The sequence below is a fragment of the uncultured Nostoc sp. genome (assembly GCF_964245445.1).
Lineage (GTDB): Bacteria > Cyanobacteriota > Cyanobacteriia > Cyanobacteriales > Nostocaceae > Nostoc.
In genome coordinates, this window is the sequence record NZ_CAXTNE010000074.1 from 14752 (window position 1) to 30233 (window position 15482).

Annotated in this window: 20 protein-coding genes; 12 read left to right on the forward strand and 8 right to left on the reverse strand. The window is 38.7% G+C overall.

Annotation, left to right across the window (positions count from 1 at the left end):
- Positions 1-3: 3 nt before the first annotated feature.
- From ACFE90_RS14695 to ACFE90_RS14720, 6 genes are read left to right on the forward strand one after another with little or no spacing between them, the layout of a single operon-like run.
- Positions 4-1224 (forward strand): hypothetical protein, encoded by a 1221-nt coding sequence (locus tag ACFE90_RS14695; protein ID WP_375501673.1) that lies wholly within the window; start codon positions 4-6, stop codon positions 1222-1224.
- Complete coding sequence (locus tag ACFE90_RS14700; protein ID WP_375501675.1) at positions 1221-1499, forward strand: hypothetical protein; 279 nt, start codon at positions 1221-1223, stop codon at positions 1497-1499. The genes ACFE90_RS14695 and ACFE90_RS14700 overlap by 4 nt, the downstream gene beginning before the upstream one ends.
- On the forward strand, positions 1483-1827 hold the full coding sequence (locus tag ACFE90_RS14705; protein WP_375501677.1) for a hypothetical protein: 345 nt from the start codon (positions 1483-1485) through the stop codon (positions 1825-1827). Before ACFE90_RS14700 ends, ACFE90_RS14705 begins: the two co-directional genes overlap by 17 nt.
- Positions 1820-2038 carry a hypothetical protein gene (locus ACFE90_RS14710; protein WP_375501679.1) on the forward strand — a complete coding sequence of 73 codons (219 nt, stop codon included), beginning with the start codon at positions 1820-1822 and terminating at the stop codon, positions 2036-2038. The genes ACFE90_RS14705 and ACFE90_RS14710 overlap by 8 nt, the downstream gene beginning before the upstream one ends.
- A gap of 4 nt (positions 2039-2042) precedes the next feature.
- Complete coding sequence (locus tag ACFE90_RS14715; RefSeq protein ID WP_375501681.1) at positions 2043-2264, forward strand: hypothetical protein; 222 nt, start codon at positions 2043-2045, stop codon at positions 2262-2264.
- Positions 2251-2982 (forward strand): hypothetical protein, encoded by a 732-nt coding sequence (locus ACFE90_RS14720; RefSeq protein WP_375501683.1) that lies wholly within the window; start codon positions 2251-2253, stop codon positions 2980-2982. Before ACFE90_RS14715 ends, ACFE90_RS14720 begins: the two co-directional genes overlap by 14 nt.
- A gap of 23 nt (positions 2983-3005) precedes the next feature.
- Here ACFE90_RS14720 and ACFE90_RS14725 read toward each other — a convergent pair whose 3' ends face one another.
- Positions 3006-3251, reverse strand: coding sequence for a hypothetical protein (locus tag ACFE90_RS14725; RefSeq protein WP_375501685.1), 246 nt, complete (start codon positions 3249-3251; stop codon positions 3006-3008).
- A 49-nt stretch (positions 3252-3300) separates the two neighbouring features.
- Between ACFE90_RS14725 and ACFE90_RS14730 the strand changes: the two genes are divergently transcribed.
- The 3 genes from ACFE90_RS14730 (at position 3301) to hisS (ending at position 6144) form a co-directional block, all read left to right on the forward strand.
- On the forward strand, positions 3301-3678 hold the full coding sequence (locus ACFE90_RS14730) for a hypothetical protein (RefSeq protein ID WP_375501687.1): 378 nt from the start codon (positions 3301-3303) through the stop codon (positions 3676-3678).
- A 455-nt stretch (positions 3679-4133) separates the two neighbouring features.
- Complete coding sequence (locus ACFE90_RS14735) at positions 4134-4583, forward strand: DUF3598 family protein (RefSeq protein ID WP_375501689.1); 450 nt, start codon at positions 4134-4136, stop codon at positions 4581-4583.
- A 172-nt stretch (positions 4584-4755) separates the two neighbouring features.
- Positions 4756-6144, forward strand: coding sequence for a histidine--tRNA ligase (gene hisS / locus ACFE90_RS14740; protein WP_375501691.1), 1389 nt, complete (start codon positions 4756-4758; stop codon positions 6142-6144).
- A gap of 173 nt (positions 6145-6317) precedes the next feature.
- On the opposite strand, the gene ACFE90_RS14745 is transcribed toward hisS, so the two are convergent.
- Entirely contained in the window at positions 6318-6509 is a 192-nt protein-coding gene (locus ACFE90_RS14745) for a hypothetical protein (protein ID WP_375501693.1), read from the reverse strand.
- A gap of 263 nt (positions 6510-6772) precedes the next feature.
- Here ACFE90_RS14745 and ACFE90_RS14750 point away from each other — a divergent pair, with 263 nt between their 5' ends.
- Entirely contained in the window at positions 6773-6970 is a 198-nt protein-coding gene (locus ACFE90_RS14750; protein WP_375501695.1) for an NblA/ycf18 family protein, read from the forward strand.
- 671 nt (positions 6971-7641) lie between these two features.
- Here the strand turns inward: ACFE90_RS14750 and ssuE are convergent.
- The 6 genes from ssuE to ACFE90_RS14780 form a co-directional block, all read right to left on the reverse strand.
- Positions 7642-8208 carry an NADPH-dependent FMN reductase gene (gene ssuE, locus ACFE90_RS14755; protein WP_375501697.1) on the reverse strand — a complete coding sequence of 189 codons (567 nt, stop codon included), beginning with the start codon at positions 8206-8208 and terminating at the stop codon, positions 7642-7644.
- Positions 8205-8843, reverse strand: a complete 639-nt coding sequence (locus ACFE90_RS14760) for a beta-class carbonic anhydrase (RefSeq protein WP_375501699.1) — start codon at positions 8841-8843, stop codon at positions 8205-8207. The genes ssuE and ACFE90_RS14760 overlap by 4 nt, the downstream gene beginning before the upstream one ends.
- A 27-nt stretch (positions 8844-8870) precedes the next feature.
- Complete coding sequence (gene ssuD, locus ACFE90_RS14765; protein ID WP_375501701.1) at positions 8871-10031, reverse strand: FMNH2-dependent alkanesulfonate monooxygenase; 1161 nt, start codon at positions 10029-10031, stop codon at positions 8871-8873.
- Between the two features lie 303 nt (positions 10032-10334).
- A complete protein-coding gene (locus tag ACFE90_RS14770) occupies positions 10335-11099 on the reverse strand; it encodes an ATP-binding cassette domain-containing protein (RefSeq protein ID WP_375501703.1) in 765 nt (254 codons plus the stop codon).
- Between the two features lie 117 nt (positions 11100-11216).
- A complete protein-coding gene (locus ACFE90_RS14775) occupies positions 11217-12044 on the reverse strand; it encodes an ABC transporter permease subunit (RefSeq protein WP_375501705.1) in 828 nt (275 codons plus the stop codon).
- A 314-nt stretch (positions 12045-12358) separates the two neighbouring features.
- Positions 12359-12589: a carbohydrate porin gene (locus ACFE90_RS14780; RefSeq protein WP_375501707.1), complete on the reverse strand. Its 231-nt coding sequence runs from the start codon at positions 12587-12589 to the stop codon at positions 12359-12361.
- 844 nt (positions 12590-13433) lie between these two features.
- On the opposite strand from ACFE90_RS14780, the gene ACFE90_RS14785 reads away from it, so the two are divergent.
- Entirely contained in the window at positions 13434-14297 is an 864-nt protein-coding gene (locus ACFE90_RS14785) for a class I SAM-dependent methyltransferase (protein WP_375501709.1), read from the forward strand.
- A gap of 34 nt (positions 14298-14331) precedes the next feature.
- A partial coding sequence (locus tag ACFE90_RS14790; protein ID WP_375501711.1) for an LLM class flavin-dependent oxidoreductase occupies positions 14332-15482 on the forward strand: 1151 nt, incomplete at its 3' end.

Here is a 15482-nt window from a genome sequence, read left to right on the forward strand (position 1 = left end):
TAGATGGATTCGGCAATATATCTTAATCCGAGTGATTTCTATCGACAAGAGATGGAATCATGGCGAGATTTGTGGAACGATGATTTAAGTCTTTATGGGAATATATACAATATTCTTCAGCAATCGGTATTACTTCCTCAAAAAGATTTAATGTTACCAATACTTGCAACTTACATTTTAATTCCGAGTAAATGGGCATTAATTTTACCAATCTTATTTAGTTGGGGTGGTAAAGGTTCGGGCAAATCAACAACCGCAATATTTGCAAATAAATTGCATGGAATGAATCAGACATTTTCATCTACAGATACATTTTCAGCAATTCGTAATGCATTAGATAATATGAGGTGGATTGACCCATCAGAAAAAGATTTAGAAAAAGAGGGAGCATTATTAGCATGGGATAATTTACATATTTCTACACTTAAAAGAGATGAACGAATTTATCAATTATTACTTTTTGGATATTCCAGAGCAAGTGATAAAATCTCAATTGCTCAACCAGATGGTACGAATAGAGAGTTTTTTGTTTTCTCGCCAAAAATTATTAGCAGTGTTGAAGATATACATCTTTTTTCAGAATTTGAGGAATTACATAGAAGATTGTTAGTGATACCTCATAAATCATTTGAAGAGTTTAACTCTGAAGAGAAAAAAGCGTATGACAATTTTGACATTTTCACTGATAAGCTAGACATTGATTCTATTCATTGGGATGGAATTGAAGATAAATTTTTCTCATTTTGGAATGATTCTGAAAATTGTAAGCTTTACGCTAAATATAGATCAGCCCTTACAAGGAAAGGAAAAAAAGATTTTATTCACAAAATGAGTAGTAGCCAGTGGACAATTTCAGTCGATTTAATGGTTACTGGTTTAGTTGTTGGCGCTTGGAAAACTCCAAGCGAAGCAATAACACACATGGATAATTACTGGAAGTTCGCTAACAAACATATTTTTTCTCAACTAGGAGCAACTACAGAACATCTAAAACAATTTATTGAGGATGAAATAGGAACACAACGAACATTAAATCAACAATTAGCCGAGAAAGGTAAACCGGGAATAGCTTTAGTAATCAGTCCTCAAAAATTGAAAACTAGGATTAATTATCACCATAGTAGAGGAGAGTTGGATATTAATCCACGACAACAAGATATTATCGCTATCATGTCAAAGCTTGGATGGAGACTTACTAGCAAAGGATGGTTAGAAAAAAAATGAACAATAAAGAATTACTTCAAGTATCAAAAGAAGAATTTGTAGTTAATGTTATTGCTTTAGGTATTGCTGTTGATTTACTTTCTAATTTTTCTCCTTTTACGAGAGAAGAATGGGCATCATACATAGCGAATAAAGCTAACTCACAACTTGATGGCATGAGTAAAGAAACGATTGAACACATCATTAAAACCCATCACTCAAAGATTCCAAGCAAGAATTCTCATAGTATTTCCGAACTTGATTTAAGGAAGGCAGTAGATGCGGAAAATAATTAAAATCATCTCATCTGAACAAATAATGGTTTTTAATGTTGATGATACTGAACTGAATGAACAATTCATTAAGAAAAATATCGGAAGGTCTGATGGTACTAGTTATTTTGAAAGAGTCAATTTCTACGACTATCGTGACATTAATATTATTTGTGATGAAGAAGGAAAACTTAAAGGATTAAAACCTTCTTTGTATATTCCAGGTGATTTCATTGCTGGTGATTGCTTAATTGTAAGTCTTGAACATATTTACGACGGTGAAACTGGATGGTTTGGATTAACTGATGAACAATTTAATAAAGTTATTGTTTGGTGTTTTAACAATGGATAATAATTTGATTGAAGTTGATAGAGAAAAACTTGTTTTTACTATGGCTATGCTAACTTTAGCTATAAAGGTGTTAGATCAATTACATGTGAGTAGAGACACGGATAGATTGTTTAAATATTTACAGCAAATGTCAATAGAAAAATGCAAAAATTTTTCTAAAAAAGAGATTGAAGAAATAATTAATTTACATAAATGTGATGAACCAAAGTAAAGAAATGGCAACAATTACAATTAGCAAAAAACTTTATGCTATTCAATCAATTGCTTTAGCGTTAGCTATTGAAATGTTAGGAAATTTAGTTTCTCCTGAAAATGGCGTAAATTTTACAGCTAAATGGTTGATAACCAAAGCAGCACGACGATATGAAAAATTGTCTGAAAGTCAAATTGATGAAATGACTAAATCAGTAAAGGAAAAAAATTATGAGCAAAGCTAAAAGAGCCATGATTAAAATCGCAGGTATTGAAGTGGAAGTGTTTCAGCTACCTGATGGTGAATATGTAATGAGTCAAAGTCAGGTTGCGATCGCTGTCAAAGTTCACAAATTTTTGATGTCACGTTTTTTGGATGAAATGTGGTTAGAAGGTAGACTGCATAAGGATTATAGAAGTCACAAAATTCCTTCTTTTAATGATTCCAAGGGAAGAGGAGGAAACAATAACCCAATATCGATTATTCCGATTGATATCGCATCTGAATTTTGGGCAGAACAAGCATTTAAAGGAAATATTAAAGCACAGGCACTTACTTTAGCTTGTGTCAAGGAAGCTTTGAAACGTAGATGTGATAAAGCTTTTAATCAAGTGAAAACCGAAGAACAATACGAAAATGAAGCTATTGTTAGTCGTGAGACTTGGGAAAAATCTAGAAGTTTTTTAAAAGATGCTCACGCTAGCTTTGTTAACTGCTGTGACGCTAATACTTTCATTCGTTCGGTGGCGCACGATAAAATTACAATTGCAGTATGCGGTAAAACTGCAAGGGAATTAAGGGAACTAGAAGTGATTGAAGGTTCCCCAAAGGTAGGATTAAATCACATTGATAACGCTGAAACGTTGAAACAGATAGCAAAAGTGAAGCTTGAATTTTCGCGCTATCGTATCGGAAATGTTGATGAAAGAATTAAAAGAGCGCTTAAGGTCGTAAGTTATTGAATGAGTTATTGAATAACTTTTGATTACTTTTCTCTATCTAGCTTCTCTTGAATAGCATCTCTACAAAATTGGGGAGGATCGTCTTTTGACTTTACCTCTTCTTTCATTTCCTTAGTAACTCTAAAACTTAGTTGGTCAGTTAAGTCTTTACTTGGTGGATTGTCAAAATTTTCTGGCTTACCTTTGGGATTAGGCATTGTTGAGAGATGTAAATATAGCTTGAATTGACGAAACCATCGGTATAAAGTTTCATTCGGTAGGTAACTCACCGTCCAAAGTTGTTACCTACCGATACCACTTTTAAGGAATGGCAACTCTATGTTTACACGTTCTGAGCTTGAAATCAAAACCATCAAGGAACTTCGCAACTTATGTCAGCGTTATGGACTTAAGCCAACGGGTAATTCTGGTTACAAAACCAGTTATGTTACAACTTTGATGGCATTTCCTGCGATCGCGCTTAATCAACTACAGCAACATAGGGGATTAAGGCGATTAAGTTTCGAGGCATATCAAAACTTAGCATCTGCTTTGGATCAGATGGATACACCGACCGATGAACAAGCCGCATTAATTAAATTGACGATGGAAGGTAGGTTTTATGAATCACCCAAAGCATGGGAACAACAAAAATTGCTTAACCTTTATAGGGCAAAAATAAAGCTAGAAGAGGTAATAGACTTGCTCGGTGAATAGTTTAATATCTGATATCTAATATCTGTTCCCTGACTTTACCAAGGTTAGGGAACTTTTTTATGGATATGTTTAAAGTTATTAGATAAGTTATTGGATAAGTTTGAATACTATTAGTGTATATGTACTATTTTATTGTCTATAACTCTTAACGTTTTCTGATTTATGCCTATAATGCCCTATAACCTAGTGGTAGTAAGTGAATGAAGGAATCTATTGGTGAACGAAAATAGGGGGTATAGTGGCAAAAATGGCTAGAATCTTTGTATGGTAAGGAATGAGATAGACTTAGATAAGTTATTGGAGTATTTAAAATATAAAAGATGTGTGAGCATAATTTGAACCTGAATAATGAGTATTGAATTATACTTATTATTTAGTTTAGCTACTGAAAATAATATATTTGAGCATTATTTGAGTATTTTTTAGATATTACAAGCTAGGAGTATTACAAAATCATGGTTTCAAATATTCGAGAAGGAATGCCCGTACTTGTCCGTCATGAAGGAGATTGGGTAGGAACTTACACAGTAATTGATACAGCCGGAAAAATCCTCGACAAGTATGAGTCTCACTTAACTTGTCAATTTCCAGAAAATGGCCCTCATCCCTATTACCAAATTAATCGCTACAAATGGTCTGATGGCAAACAAGAAGAGTATGAATTTCCAGGAAGCTATAAAGATAATAAGCTGTGGTTTGACACCGATCGCATTCAAGGTAAAGCTTGGGAAGCCGATGATTCAATTGTGATTTTGTGGTTTAGTTATAAAACAAACCCAGAAATGAGTTTATACGAAATGATCTATATTAGCCCTGACAATAACAATCGTGCCCGCACTTGGCATTGGTTCAAGAACAACAAAATTTTTCAACGCACCTTAATTCAAGAAGAACGGGTAAGATAGTAATTTCTTCGCTCAGAGATAGTCACTCATTATTCTCCAGTCCGCGCAGGCGGACTACCCTGCGGGTTCGCTGCGTTCTCGCAAGAGTAGCCGCAAAGCGTCTATGTTTGTGTAGCGACGATTTCCAGTCGTTAGGCTTTCATCTCAAATTTCAATTTAGTAAGGTACACGCATGGCAAAAGGTGACAAAATAAACTTTTCTACTCCTAGTGGTTTCCCAGAATTTCTGCCTAGTGAAAAGCGTCTAGAATTATATTTGCTAGATATCATCCGTAGAGTTTTTGAAAGCTATGGATTTACGCCCATCGAAACACCTGCTGTAGAACGTTTAGAAGTGCTGCAAGCTAAAGGAAATCAAGGCGACAATATCATTTATGGTATTGACCCCATCCTGCCACCAAATCGACAAGCCGAGAGAGATAAATCGGGTGAAACTGGTTCAGAAGCAAGAGCTTTAAAGTTTGATCAAACAGTTCCATTAGCAGCGTATATTGCCCGTCACCTGAATGAGTTAACCTTTCCCTTTGCCCGCTACCAAATGGATGTGGTTTTTCGTGGTGAACGAGCAAAAGATGGGCGTTTTCGTCAGTTCCGCCAGTGTGATATTGATGTAGTTGCTCGTCGTGAACTCAGCTTGCTTTATGATGCTCAGATGCCTGCAATTATCACTGAGATATTTGAAGCGATAAATATTGGTGATTTTTTGATTCGGATCAATAACCGTAAAGTTCTCACAGGATTTTTTAAGTCAGTAGGAATTACTGAAGATAAAATTAAATCGTGTATTGGTATTGTTGATAATTTAGAAAAAATTGGTGAAAGTAAAGTAAAACAAGAATTAGAAAAAGAGGGTGTTTCAGGAGAACAGACTCAAAAAATTATTGATTTTATTAAAATAGATGGTTCTGTTGATGAAGTATTAGATAAACTTAAGTATCTCGCCCAAAATTTATCAGAAACCGAGCAATTAAACCTGGGAGTTAGCGAATTAGAAACGGTAATTGCAGGCGTGCGTAATCTCGGAGTTGCCGAAAATCGTTTCTGTATTGATTTATCCATTGCCCGTGGTCTTGATTACTATACTGGTACAGTTTACGAAACAACCTTATTAGGGCATGAAGCTTTAGGTAGTATCTGTTCTGGCGGGAGATATGAAGAATTAGTCGGGGTATTTTTGGGTGAAAAAATGCCTGGTGTAGGTATTTCTATAGGATTAACTCGCTTAATTAGTCGCTTGTTAAAAGCTGGTATTCTTAGTACCTTAGCTGCTACACCAGCCCAGGTGATAGTAGTAAATATGCAAGAAGATTTAATGCCAACTTATTTAAAAGTTTCGCAACATCTGCGTCAGGCTGGAATTAATGTGATCACTAACTTTGATAAGCGTCCCTTGGGTAAACAATTTCAGCTAGCTGACAAACAAGGAATTCAATTTTGTGTAATTATTGGATCTGAAGAAGCAGCAGCGCAAAAGTCATCACTGAAAGATTTGAAAACAGGTGAGCAAGTAGAAGTGCTACTAGTAGATTTGGCTGAAGAAGTTAAAAGAAGACTTGGCTAATTATTTTTAACATCTCTTTTTCTCTCTGCTTCCTCCGCGTCTGGAGCGGTTGAAAAGTTTTTTATTTACAGCAATTTTCAGGTAATTGAACCACAAACGACGGTAACCTAGACATGAAGTAATTGTTTTATTCGATGCCAGCATCTTACTCAGAGGATTTACGTGCTTGCAGTTTAAATGGTTGTTTGATTACCAACCTTCTTGGAAAGAATAGTCTCAATTGTGGTGTAAGTCTTCCTGTCAATATCTTTGACATTAGCCACCTTGCAAAAATGCTGTTCATCGATGGCAATACCCGCCGCCTTTATCCACTGGGAAGTCACCTCATCACCACCGTTGCCCAAAGGAATAATTGTATTGCCCATCTCTTCTTTTAAGCGATCGCCAGCCGCAAGCAGAGGCTAAAAATGCTTTTAAAAACCTCAAAGTAAGAAACTTTAGAACTTAGGTTTTTACTTGGGTTCCCACAATGGAGTGATATCAAGGTTTTCAGCAGCAGATACGGCATTTATAACCTACTTAGTACGGTTTACCACCCTTTGCTTTTTGTAAAGCTATCGTAATATTTATTTAGATAAGGCAATATTTTCTTACATAAGCAAACCCAAACAAAAGAGTAATAAAAGCGATGAATCAACCCATTAAATTATCTTTAGAACAAGAATTTAGCCTTAGAACTTTTGCAGACCAAGTGCAGCAGATGTCCCGTGAACAAGCTCAGGAGTTTTTGCTGATGCTCTATAAGCAGATGATAATTAGGGAAACGACTTACCAAGAATTGCTCAAACATCAGTGGGAACTGGATTCAGACCCAATCTTAGGCTAAAACAAACCTTGCAAAGCGACTTTACGCGACGGAGAAGAGAACGAAGTTACCTGGCTTTTCTTTGTGAGCTATCCGGTAACGTTGCAAAGTCACTTTAAGCAACGGAGAAGAGAATGAACACACAATTGTTTTTTTCGAGGGCAAGGTAATAGAGATTATTTGCTCCCAAAAGAGGAAACTGCACAATAACAGACTCACAATAACGGTTTTGATGGATTTAAATCACCCCATCCACTCAGTCCACTATGGCGCAAACGACACCAATTGAGCGAACCCATTGTGGCAAGTCTCCTTAAATTCGTTACACGTTTAAAAGCCAAACCATCTATTAAATACTTAAAAATTTTTAGCTATGACCATTCCGTTAAAGACCAATTGATTCAACTAGGTATTGTTCGTTGTAGCGCACCAGTTCAAAATTTACGTTTAATCGAAATTAAAGTTGGTAAAATCAGCTATTCTTATATTACTTCTGTCTTTAATCCACAAATATTACCTCTTTATATCTGATTTGTAAAGTTTTTAGTCTTTGAATTCAATTTTCTTATCCCGCTTTTCTGTTAAATTTCTATAATAAATTTTGTATTGCTCTGATTAACTTTAAAAAAAGGTAGCAGATGGGTAAAAATTACCTCTCTGCTACAAATATGCGGAGGTATAAACTTGATTATTTAATTGGCATGAACCAATTCTTGAGGCGCTGCGGCATCATATTCTACAGCTTTCACAAATTCCTTGAGAACGTCTTTAAGTCTCTGATCAATTTCCTCATCTAACAGAACGCTGTTATCAGCTTGTCGTTGAATTTGTTTGTCTACCGCATAAATAGTAGCTAGGATATGCCGCGCTCCTAATTCAGATAAGACAGGTTTAAGAGCATATTCAATTGCCAATAAGTGAGCGATCGTCCCACCAAGGGCAATTGGTAATACAGGTTTACCTGTCAATGATTTTTGTGGGAGCAAATCTAGAAATGTTTTCAGCACTCCTGTGTAAGCAGCTTTGTAGATTGGGGTGGCAATAATCACACCATCTGCCTTTGCTAATAAAGCTTTTGGTTGTTCTAAAGCAGGACTATCGTATCGTCCAAAAACTAAATCTTCAGCAGGCAAATCCCGAACTGAAATAATGTCTACATGCAAGCCTTCTTGTTGTAAAAGTTTGGCAGTGTATTCGACAACACCATAGGTTCTAGATGGATGGGTTGGACTACCAGCGATCGCTAAAATATTTGTCATTCAATTAAACTCCCAATTTCTGAAATGGGTTCAGTATGTTTTGTGGTTTTGGTATTCATAGCTAATGCTGTATTGACCTGATCGCTCAGGCGTTTGTAGGGAAGGCGCAAACTCATACTCTCTACTTCCCAGATGTAGCCATGAATAACTACATCCTGGGGAATTAAAGCAGAATTACGCAGTAATTCTACCTGCTGTGTGCAGATTTCATCCACATCGGTAAACGTTTTGATCCATTTGGAAAAAACGCCTTTTGGTAGCTTCAACTCAGGCAAAGCAGGATCGACACTAACTTGATCCACGTTAATACCTTGATTTCGCAATACCTCACTGAGAAAGTCTCCTGATGCTGTCATCATGCCACATTCGGTATGATTAATGACAATGATTTCTTTTGTGCCAAAAAACTGTGTAGTTAACATCGCTGATCGGATAGCATCATCCGTAACTAATCCCCCAGCATTACGGAAAATATGAGCATCTCCTTCACCAATTCCCAATACTTTTTCTATTGGTAATCGCTCATCCATGCACGCCAGCACCCACAAGCGTTTATTGTTAGGTATCCCCAACTGGCGACGTAATGCCCACGCTTCTTTTTCTGAGATTTTTTGGTCAATTTGTTGGTGCAACATGGCTGGTAATTTTCTAGTTCCTAATTACTAGGATATGGACGTTGCTCTTTCCTGATGCTGCTCCTTAGGGAAATCTTCATTTGCCACAATCTCGCCAAATGGACTCAAGACATGTTGCTTCTCCACTGTCGGCAGATTCTCTAATGGCAAATGGGGAAATAGAAGTTCCGCAACTCGATAAGCTTCTTCTAGGTGGGGATAGCCAGAGAGAATAAAAGACTCAATACCCAAAGAAGCATATTCCAATATCCTGGCAGCTACGGTTTGGGGATCGCCTACTAAGGCTGTTCCCGCACCACCCCGCACCAAACCAACTCCCGCCCACAGGTTCGGGCTAATCTCTAATGCCTCACGATTACCGTGGTGTAGTTGAGTCATCCGCCGTTGTCCAACTGAGTCCATCCGGGCATAAGCTTTTTGGGCATAAGCGATCGCCTCATCATCCACATACTTAATCAATTGATTCGCCGCATCCCACGCTTTACTCTCAGTTTCGCGCACAATCACATGTAGGCGAATCCCAAACCGCAAAGTTCGCCCTTCTGATAAAGCAAGTCTGCGAACTGATGCAATCTTCTCGGCTACTTGCGCCGGTGGTTCACCCCAAGTTAAATACACATCTACGTGCTTGGCAGCAATTTTTTGAGCAACGGCAGAGGAACCACCAAACCACAAGGGAGGATATGGCTTCTGGACGGGTGGAAACAGCAGCTTACCATCTTGGATATTAAGATAGTCGCCTTGGAGATTAGCTTGTTCACCACTAGCGATCGTTCGCCATACTGTCAAAAATTCATCTGTTAATTCATAGCGCTGATCGTGATCCAAATGCAATCCATCTCCCGCTAACTCTACGGGATCGCCACCTGTCACAACATTAATCAGCAAGCGTCCTCCAGAGAGTCGATCAAAAGTCGCCGCCATCCGCGCTGCTACTCCAGGTGATACCAAGCCAGGACGAATCGCTACCAAAAAACGCATCTGTCGCGTCAGTGATACCAGTGTTGACGCTACAATCCAAGCATCTTCGCAAGATCGACCCGTGGGCAGCAATGCCCCTGTATAACCAAGGTCATCCACCGCTTGGGCAATCTGCCGCAGATAAGGAAAGCTTACTGCCCGCCCACCTGTAGCAGTTGCAAGGTAACGTCCGTCGCCGTGGGTTGGGATAAACCATAGTAGCTGCATGAGTCCTGTCCTTTTAAACTACGGTAATTCGATAGAATCACCGTGCTTTATTTATAGTTTTCAGAGTATCACATATTCTACTTAACCAATCAAGAAGTTTTTCTGAAAACCTTTTAGGCTACGGTGTACACACAAGTCATAGTAAAAAGGAACGGGGCAAACAAGTTCTTAAGGATCAAAAATCTCAGTAATCTCAGAGCAGGTATCTCGTTTAACCACTCGTTGATGCCGAGTTTAATGGTGAGCCATTCATGCAATGGGTGATGGACTTTTGCCGTTGGATTGTACAGGTGGTGTAGAGTATTAATGACTCATTTGCAATAGAGGTGTGTGAGTGCCTTCATTATTCATAACTTTTTCTAGTACAGCTTCTCTGATATTTACAAATACTTCACTAGCTCTGTCTCGTGGACGCGGCAATCTTACAGGTAAATCTAACGCAACCCGTCCTTCTTCAATTACTATCACTCTGTCTGCCAGCGCTACAGCTTCTTCTACATCATGGGTAACTAAAAACGCCGTAAAGCCTCTCTGTTGCCACAAATCCTCGATTAAATGTTGCATTTCTAAGCGAGTTAATGCATCCAATGCTCCTAAAGGCTCATCAAGTAGTAATAGTTGTGGTTGACTCACTAAGGCTCTGGCCAATGCTACTCGTTGTCGTTGCCCTCCAGATAACACGTAAGGCCATTCATCAGCTCTATCTTTAAGTCCTACTTGTTCCAATACCCGCGCAGCTTTTGCACGCCAATTTTCTTGCAAACCCAGACCCACATTATCTATCACACGTTTCCAAGGTAGTAATCGAGGGTCTTGAAACATTACTCTTACAGATTGACTAAGCTTATGTAGTGGTTGTCCATCTAATAATATGCCACCTGTAGTGGGTTTATCTAACCCAGACACTAGGCGCAACAAAGTACTTTTACCGCAACCACTACGCCCCACAATAGCAATAAATTCTCCTGGTGTTACTTCTAGATTTAATGATTTTAAGACAGTTTTCTTTCCAAAAACTTTGCTTAAATCTAAAATATTGAGTTGTGAACCTTGTATCTTTGAACTCATCCGGATTTCCCTTTTATTGAGTGATTTAGGTATTGGGAGTTTGCAGTTTTTAGAATTAATTAATCAAATTCAAACACTAAACGGGTGTTTAACCTTTGACCTAATATTTTACATATTTTACCCAACAGATGTGTAATTAGGATTCCATGATAAAAATTTGTTTTCTAGAGCTTTGGCAATAGAATTTGCCAGTTTACCTAACAGCGCATAGATAACAATACTTAACACCACAACGTCTGTTTGCATAAATTCACGGGCGTTCATTGCCATATAACCAATGCCGGAATCTGCTGCAATTTGTTCAGCTACAATTAACGATAGCCACATAATCCCCAAAGAAAAGCGGACACCAATCAAAATTGAAGGCAAAGCTCCTGGAAAAACAATTTGCCACAAAAGCTGCGATGTTTTTAATCCATAAACTCTGCCCATTTCAATTAGAGCGGGATCTACACTACGAATTCCATGATAGGTATTAAGATAAATTGGAAAGAATACACCTATAGAAACTAGAAATAATCTAGCTTGATCGCCAATCCCAAACCATAAAATTACTAAGGGAATTAATGCCAAGTTGGGAATAGTACGCAGCATTTGTAAAGAACTATCTAACAATTGTTCTGCAATGCGAGAAAACCCAGTAAGTAATCCCAAAATAAAGCCAATTCCGCCACCAACGATAAAACCAGATATAGCGCGTGCAGCACTGATTCCCATGTGTTGGAAAAGCTCTCCAGTTGAGGCTAATCTAAATGCCGTAAAAACTACACTACTTGGTGCTGGAAGAATTCTGCTGGAAAGTAAACCAGTTCTAGAAGCAATTTCCCAAAGTAGTAGCACTATAAAAGGTACTATCCAAGGGATGATTGGATCAGCGATTTTCTTGTTGAATAATACCTCTAGGGCTTTTTTACTGCTTTTATTGTTTTTCAAAGTAACAGTCATAAGCTACCAATTAGTTGTTTTATGAAGTTCTTTCTCTATTTAAAAGCTATTTTGTCAATAGGACTGAATAGCCTTGATGTTATGTTTGTTTTAGCGAGACAGGGACAGAAAGGAATGGGGAACAAACCCAAAAAATTACCTTGTCGTTTCGGTATTTCTTCAACTACTATATCTTTAAACTACTATATATCGATCGAATTATCGTACATTTATGATATTTTACACGAAATTAACTAAAAAGCAACTCTCAAGATCGGGAGCGGGGAATATTCATTTTTCAGCTTTAGCTATGGGATTCTCCTGTGAGTTGCTGACTAGAAAGTAAAGGTATTGCAGAGAGAATCCACCGAAATTGGCTCGTTGGCATCATTATGTTCGGGCTTGGTAATTAGATATAAGCTAGGAATAATTCGGATGTTGTTATTTACCCTGTAGGAATAAAAAGTCTCTAAATGCAAAGAAGTGTCTGGGTCTTGTCGGAGAGGGGCTGTGGGTGTAAAGCGATAATCACTGATAGTTTCAGCTGCACTCGCTGCTGAAGACAAGATAAAAATCCATTAAAAAGGGCTGGGATAACTAGCCCGTTATTCCACAAAACTTTAAAGGTTGGCTATTGAGTTATGCACAAAAAATCAACAAATCTTTAATTACTAGTAGTCTGCCAAGGCAACTTTGCGGGGTTTCTGGTAAGAAAATCAAGTTCTTTTCTCTCCCTGCTCCCCCTGCCTGCCTTCACCCGTCATCTTTGGGTTGATCGAGTACTAGCGCCCCAAAAAATTTTTACATCCAGATTAGACATGAGACAAGAGAGGAGAGGTGGAAAGTGGGATGCTCTCTTAAGAAGAAAGAATTTGAATTAGCCTAAATTTATGGTTGTTAGCAAAATACCAAAAACTTATCGGTATTTAGCAGTTTAGCTATTAACTTTGGATGTTTGCATAAAATAATTAAAATAGCAAGCCTATTAAGATATATTTTTAAAGCATAAAAGTTAGCAAACTTGTGTTAAGCACTACTTGCATTTTTCTCGTAAGTGTGAAAAACTCTGTTAAATAGATAAACTACGGTAAATCAATCGATTTGTAGTATTTTAAAAGGAATAAACTACAACATTTCTTTCATTTAGGGGCTGACTACTTAGCCAGAGCTACAAAAAAATATTGATCGGGTAAAGATTAATCGTATACCTGATGCAAGTAGTAATGAAACGCCTTATCAGTGTTCTAAGTGATTCAAACAAACTAGGTAAGAACCTCGGCATTCTCATACTACAAGTCCTCCTTTATAGATTTGTTCTAGCAACACAGATTAGGGAAATATTCAGAATAATTTTGCCAATGCCTAATCCCCACTACCCAAATAGAGATTGATTCACTAAAAAATTAACTTATGACCCAACAGAAAACACTTCCTACCTACGACCCAACATTATTTGAGGGTGCAGCTGAGGTTTACGCTCAATACAGAACTAAATACCCACCTGCTGTATTCGACAAACTAACCGAAATTTTTCATCTTAATGGTCAGGGACGACTGCTTGATTTGGGTACTGGGCCAGGTTTAATTGCCATTCCCCTGAGCACTAAATTTCAGGAAGTAGTTGCGATCGATCCCGATCCGGAAATGCTCAAAGAAGCGCAACGCCAAGCAGCAAGCGTAGGAGCAAATAATATTACCTGGCTAGAACAAGGCGCAGAACTGATTAATCCTAGTCTAGGAAAATTTAAACTAGCTACCATTGGCAGAGCCTTTCACTGGATGGAACGAGAACTCGTACTAGAACGCCTTTATGAATTGCTGGCCGATGATGGTGCGATACCTTCTCTACGAGACGCTACGCGAACGGTAAGCTCCGCGATCGCACTGCTCAATACAGGTGATAATCCTTGGATAAGTTCTTTACCCTGGAAACAAGCTGCCGTAGAAGTAGTGAAAAAATGGTTAGGTGAGGAGCGACGAACTGGACAACGAGGACAAGGCATTCGTAAACCAGTTGATCCTCCCCACGAAGTTGTAATTGCCAATTCAAAATTTGCTCGCCAAGAAGTGTATGAAGTGCCATTTGAAAAATCCTGGACAGTCTCCAGCTATCTTGGCTACTTGTACACCACAGCCTTCTCTTTGAAAATTTTCTATGGCGATAAAACCGAAGCATTTGAAGCAGATATCAAAGAAGCATTATTAGCAGTAGAGCCTTCTGGACACTTTACAGAAGAACTCACAGCAACAATCCAAGTAGTTTGGAAGCATTAATTTGAATGCTATTTAGCTCTATACAAAAAAGCAAATGAGTAAAACACGCAAGTTTCGTTTAGGTGCATTCATTCAAGCTACTGGACATCATATTTCTGCTTGGCGACATCCAGATGCACAAATAGACGCTGGATTCAATTTTGAGCATTACAAAGAAATTACCCAGACTGCCCAACGTGGCTTGTTCGACGCAGTTTTTCTGGCGGACAGTCCAGGAGTTTGGGGTGGCGCTCCAGAAACTCAAAAACGCAATGGTAAACTTGTCCATTTCGAGCCAGTTACACTCTTTTCAGCCTTGTCTTCTGTAACCCAAAACATTGGCTTCATTTCCACGGCCTCGACTACTTATGAGGAACCCTACACCCTAGCACGTAAGTTTGCTTCTTTGGATCACTTGAGTAAAGGCCGGGCGGGCTGGAACGTAGTTACCACAGGTAACGAGAATGCCGCACTTAATTTCGGTCTTGAGCATCATCCAGAACACAGCCAGCGTTATGAACGTGCGGAAGAGTTTGTGGAAGTGGTCAAAGGATTGTGGGATAGTTGGGAAGACGATGCTTTCATCCGTGACAGAGAATCTGGTATCTATTTCGACCAGAATAAACTACATATACTCAACCACAAGGGTAAACATTTTTCTGTCAAAGGCCCTTTGAATGTCGGTCGTCCACCTCAAGGTTATCCGGTGATTGTGCAAGCTGGAGCATCGGAAGCTGGACGGGATTTAGCTGCGCGTACTGCTGAGGTGATTTTTACTGCCAATCAAACCCTAGCTGATGCCCAGGAATTTTATACTGATGTCAAAAGTAGGTTGGCGAAATATGGACGCTCTCCAGAGGATCTGAAAATCATGCCTGGGGCTTTTCCCATAATTGGCCGGACTGAAGAAGAAGCCCAAGAGAAATACGAATTTCTGCAATCGTTGATTCATCCCGATGTAGCTTGGGGTATTTTAAAGACCTATTACAAGGGTGTGGATCTATCCAAGTATTCTCTAGATGATGTAGCTCCCGAACTACCCAGTGATACCAATAATAATAAGAGTCGTCTAAAACTAGTCAGAGATTTGGCTACTCGTGGAACTCTGACGCTGCGTCAGTTGTATCTGTCTCTAGCTACTGCACGAGGTCAGGGAGCGATGCGATTTTGTGAGATGCCTTACTTCGTTTGGGCAGGGGGCAGGGG

Coding starts and splice junctions, on each gene's coding strand:
- ssuD (WP_375501701.1), bottom strand. CDS start 10,031: ATGCAGCTACTATGGTTTATCCCAACCCACGGCGACGGACGTTACCTT.
- ACFE90_RS14720 (WP_375501683.1), top strand. CDS start 2,251: ATGAGCAAAGCTAAAAGAGCCATGATTAAAATCGCAGGTATTGAAGTG.
- ACFE90_RS14750 (WP_375501695.1), top strand. CDS start 6,773: ATGAATCAACCCATTAAATTATCTTTAGAACAAGAATTTAGCCTTAGA.
- ACFE90_RS14770 (WP_375501703.1), bottom strand. CDS start 11,099: ATGAGTTCAAAGATACAAGGTTCACAACTCAATATTTTAGATTTAAGC.
- ACFE90_RS14760 (WP_375501699.1), bottom strand. CDS start 8,843: ATGTTGCACCAACAAATTGACCAAAAAATCTCAGAAAAAGAAGCGTGG.
- ACFE90_RS14730 (WP_375501687.1), top strand. CDS start 3,301: ATGTTTACACGTTCTGAGCTTGAAATCAAAACCATCAAGGAACTTCGC.
- ACFE90_RS14745 (WP_375501693.1), bottom strand. CDS start 6,509: ATGGGCAATACAATTATTCCTTTGGGCAACGGTGGTGATGAGGTGACT.
- ACFE90_RS14700 (WP_375501675.1), top strand. CDS start 1,221: ATGAACAATAAAGAATTACTTCAAGTATCAAAAGAAGAATTTGTAGTT.
- ACFE90_RS14785 (WP_375501709.1), top strand. CDS start 13,434: ATGACCCAACAGAAAACACTTCCTACCTACGACCCAACATTATTTGAG.
- ssuE (WP_375501697.1), bottom strand. CDS start 8,208: ATGACAAATATTTTAGCGATCGCTGGTAGTCCAACCCATCCATCTAGA.
- ACFE90_RS14775 (WP_375501705.1), bottom strand. CDS start 12,044: ATGACTGTTACTTTGAAAAACAATAAAAGCAGTAAAAAAGCCCTAGAG.
- ACFE90_RS14710 (WP_375501679.1), top strand. CDS start 1,820: ATGGATAATAATTTGATTGAAGTTGATAGAGAAAAACTTGTTTTTACT.
- ACFE90_RS14695 (WP_375501673.1), top strand. CDS start 4: ATGGATTCGGCAATATATCTTAATCCGAGTGATTTCTATCGACAAGAG.
- ACFE90_RS14715 (WP_375501681.1), top strand. CDS start 2,043: ATGGCAACAATTACAATTAGCAAAAAACTTTATGCTATTCAATCAATT.
- hisS (WP_375501691.1), top strand. CDS start 4,756: ATGGCAAAAGGTGACAAAATAAACTTTTCTACTCCTAGTGGTTTCCCA.
- ACFE90_RS14705 (WP_375501677.1), top strand. CDS start 1,483: ATGCGGAAAATAATTAAAATCATCTCATCTGAACAAATAATGGTTTTT.
- ACFE90_RS14735 (WP_375501689.1), top strand. CDS start 4,134: ATGGTTTCAAATATTCGAGAAGGAATGCCCGTACTTGTCCGTCATGAA.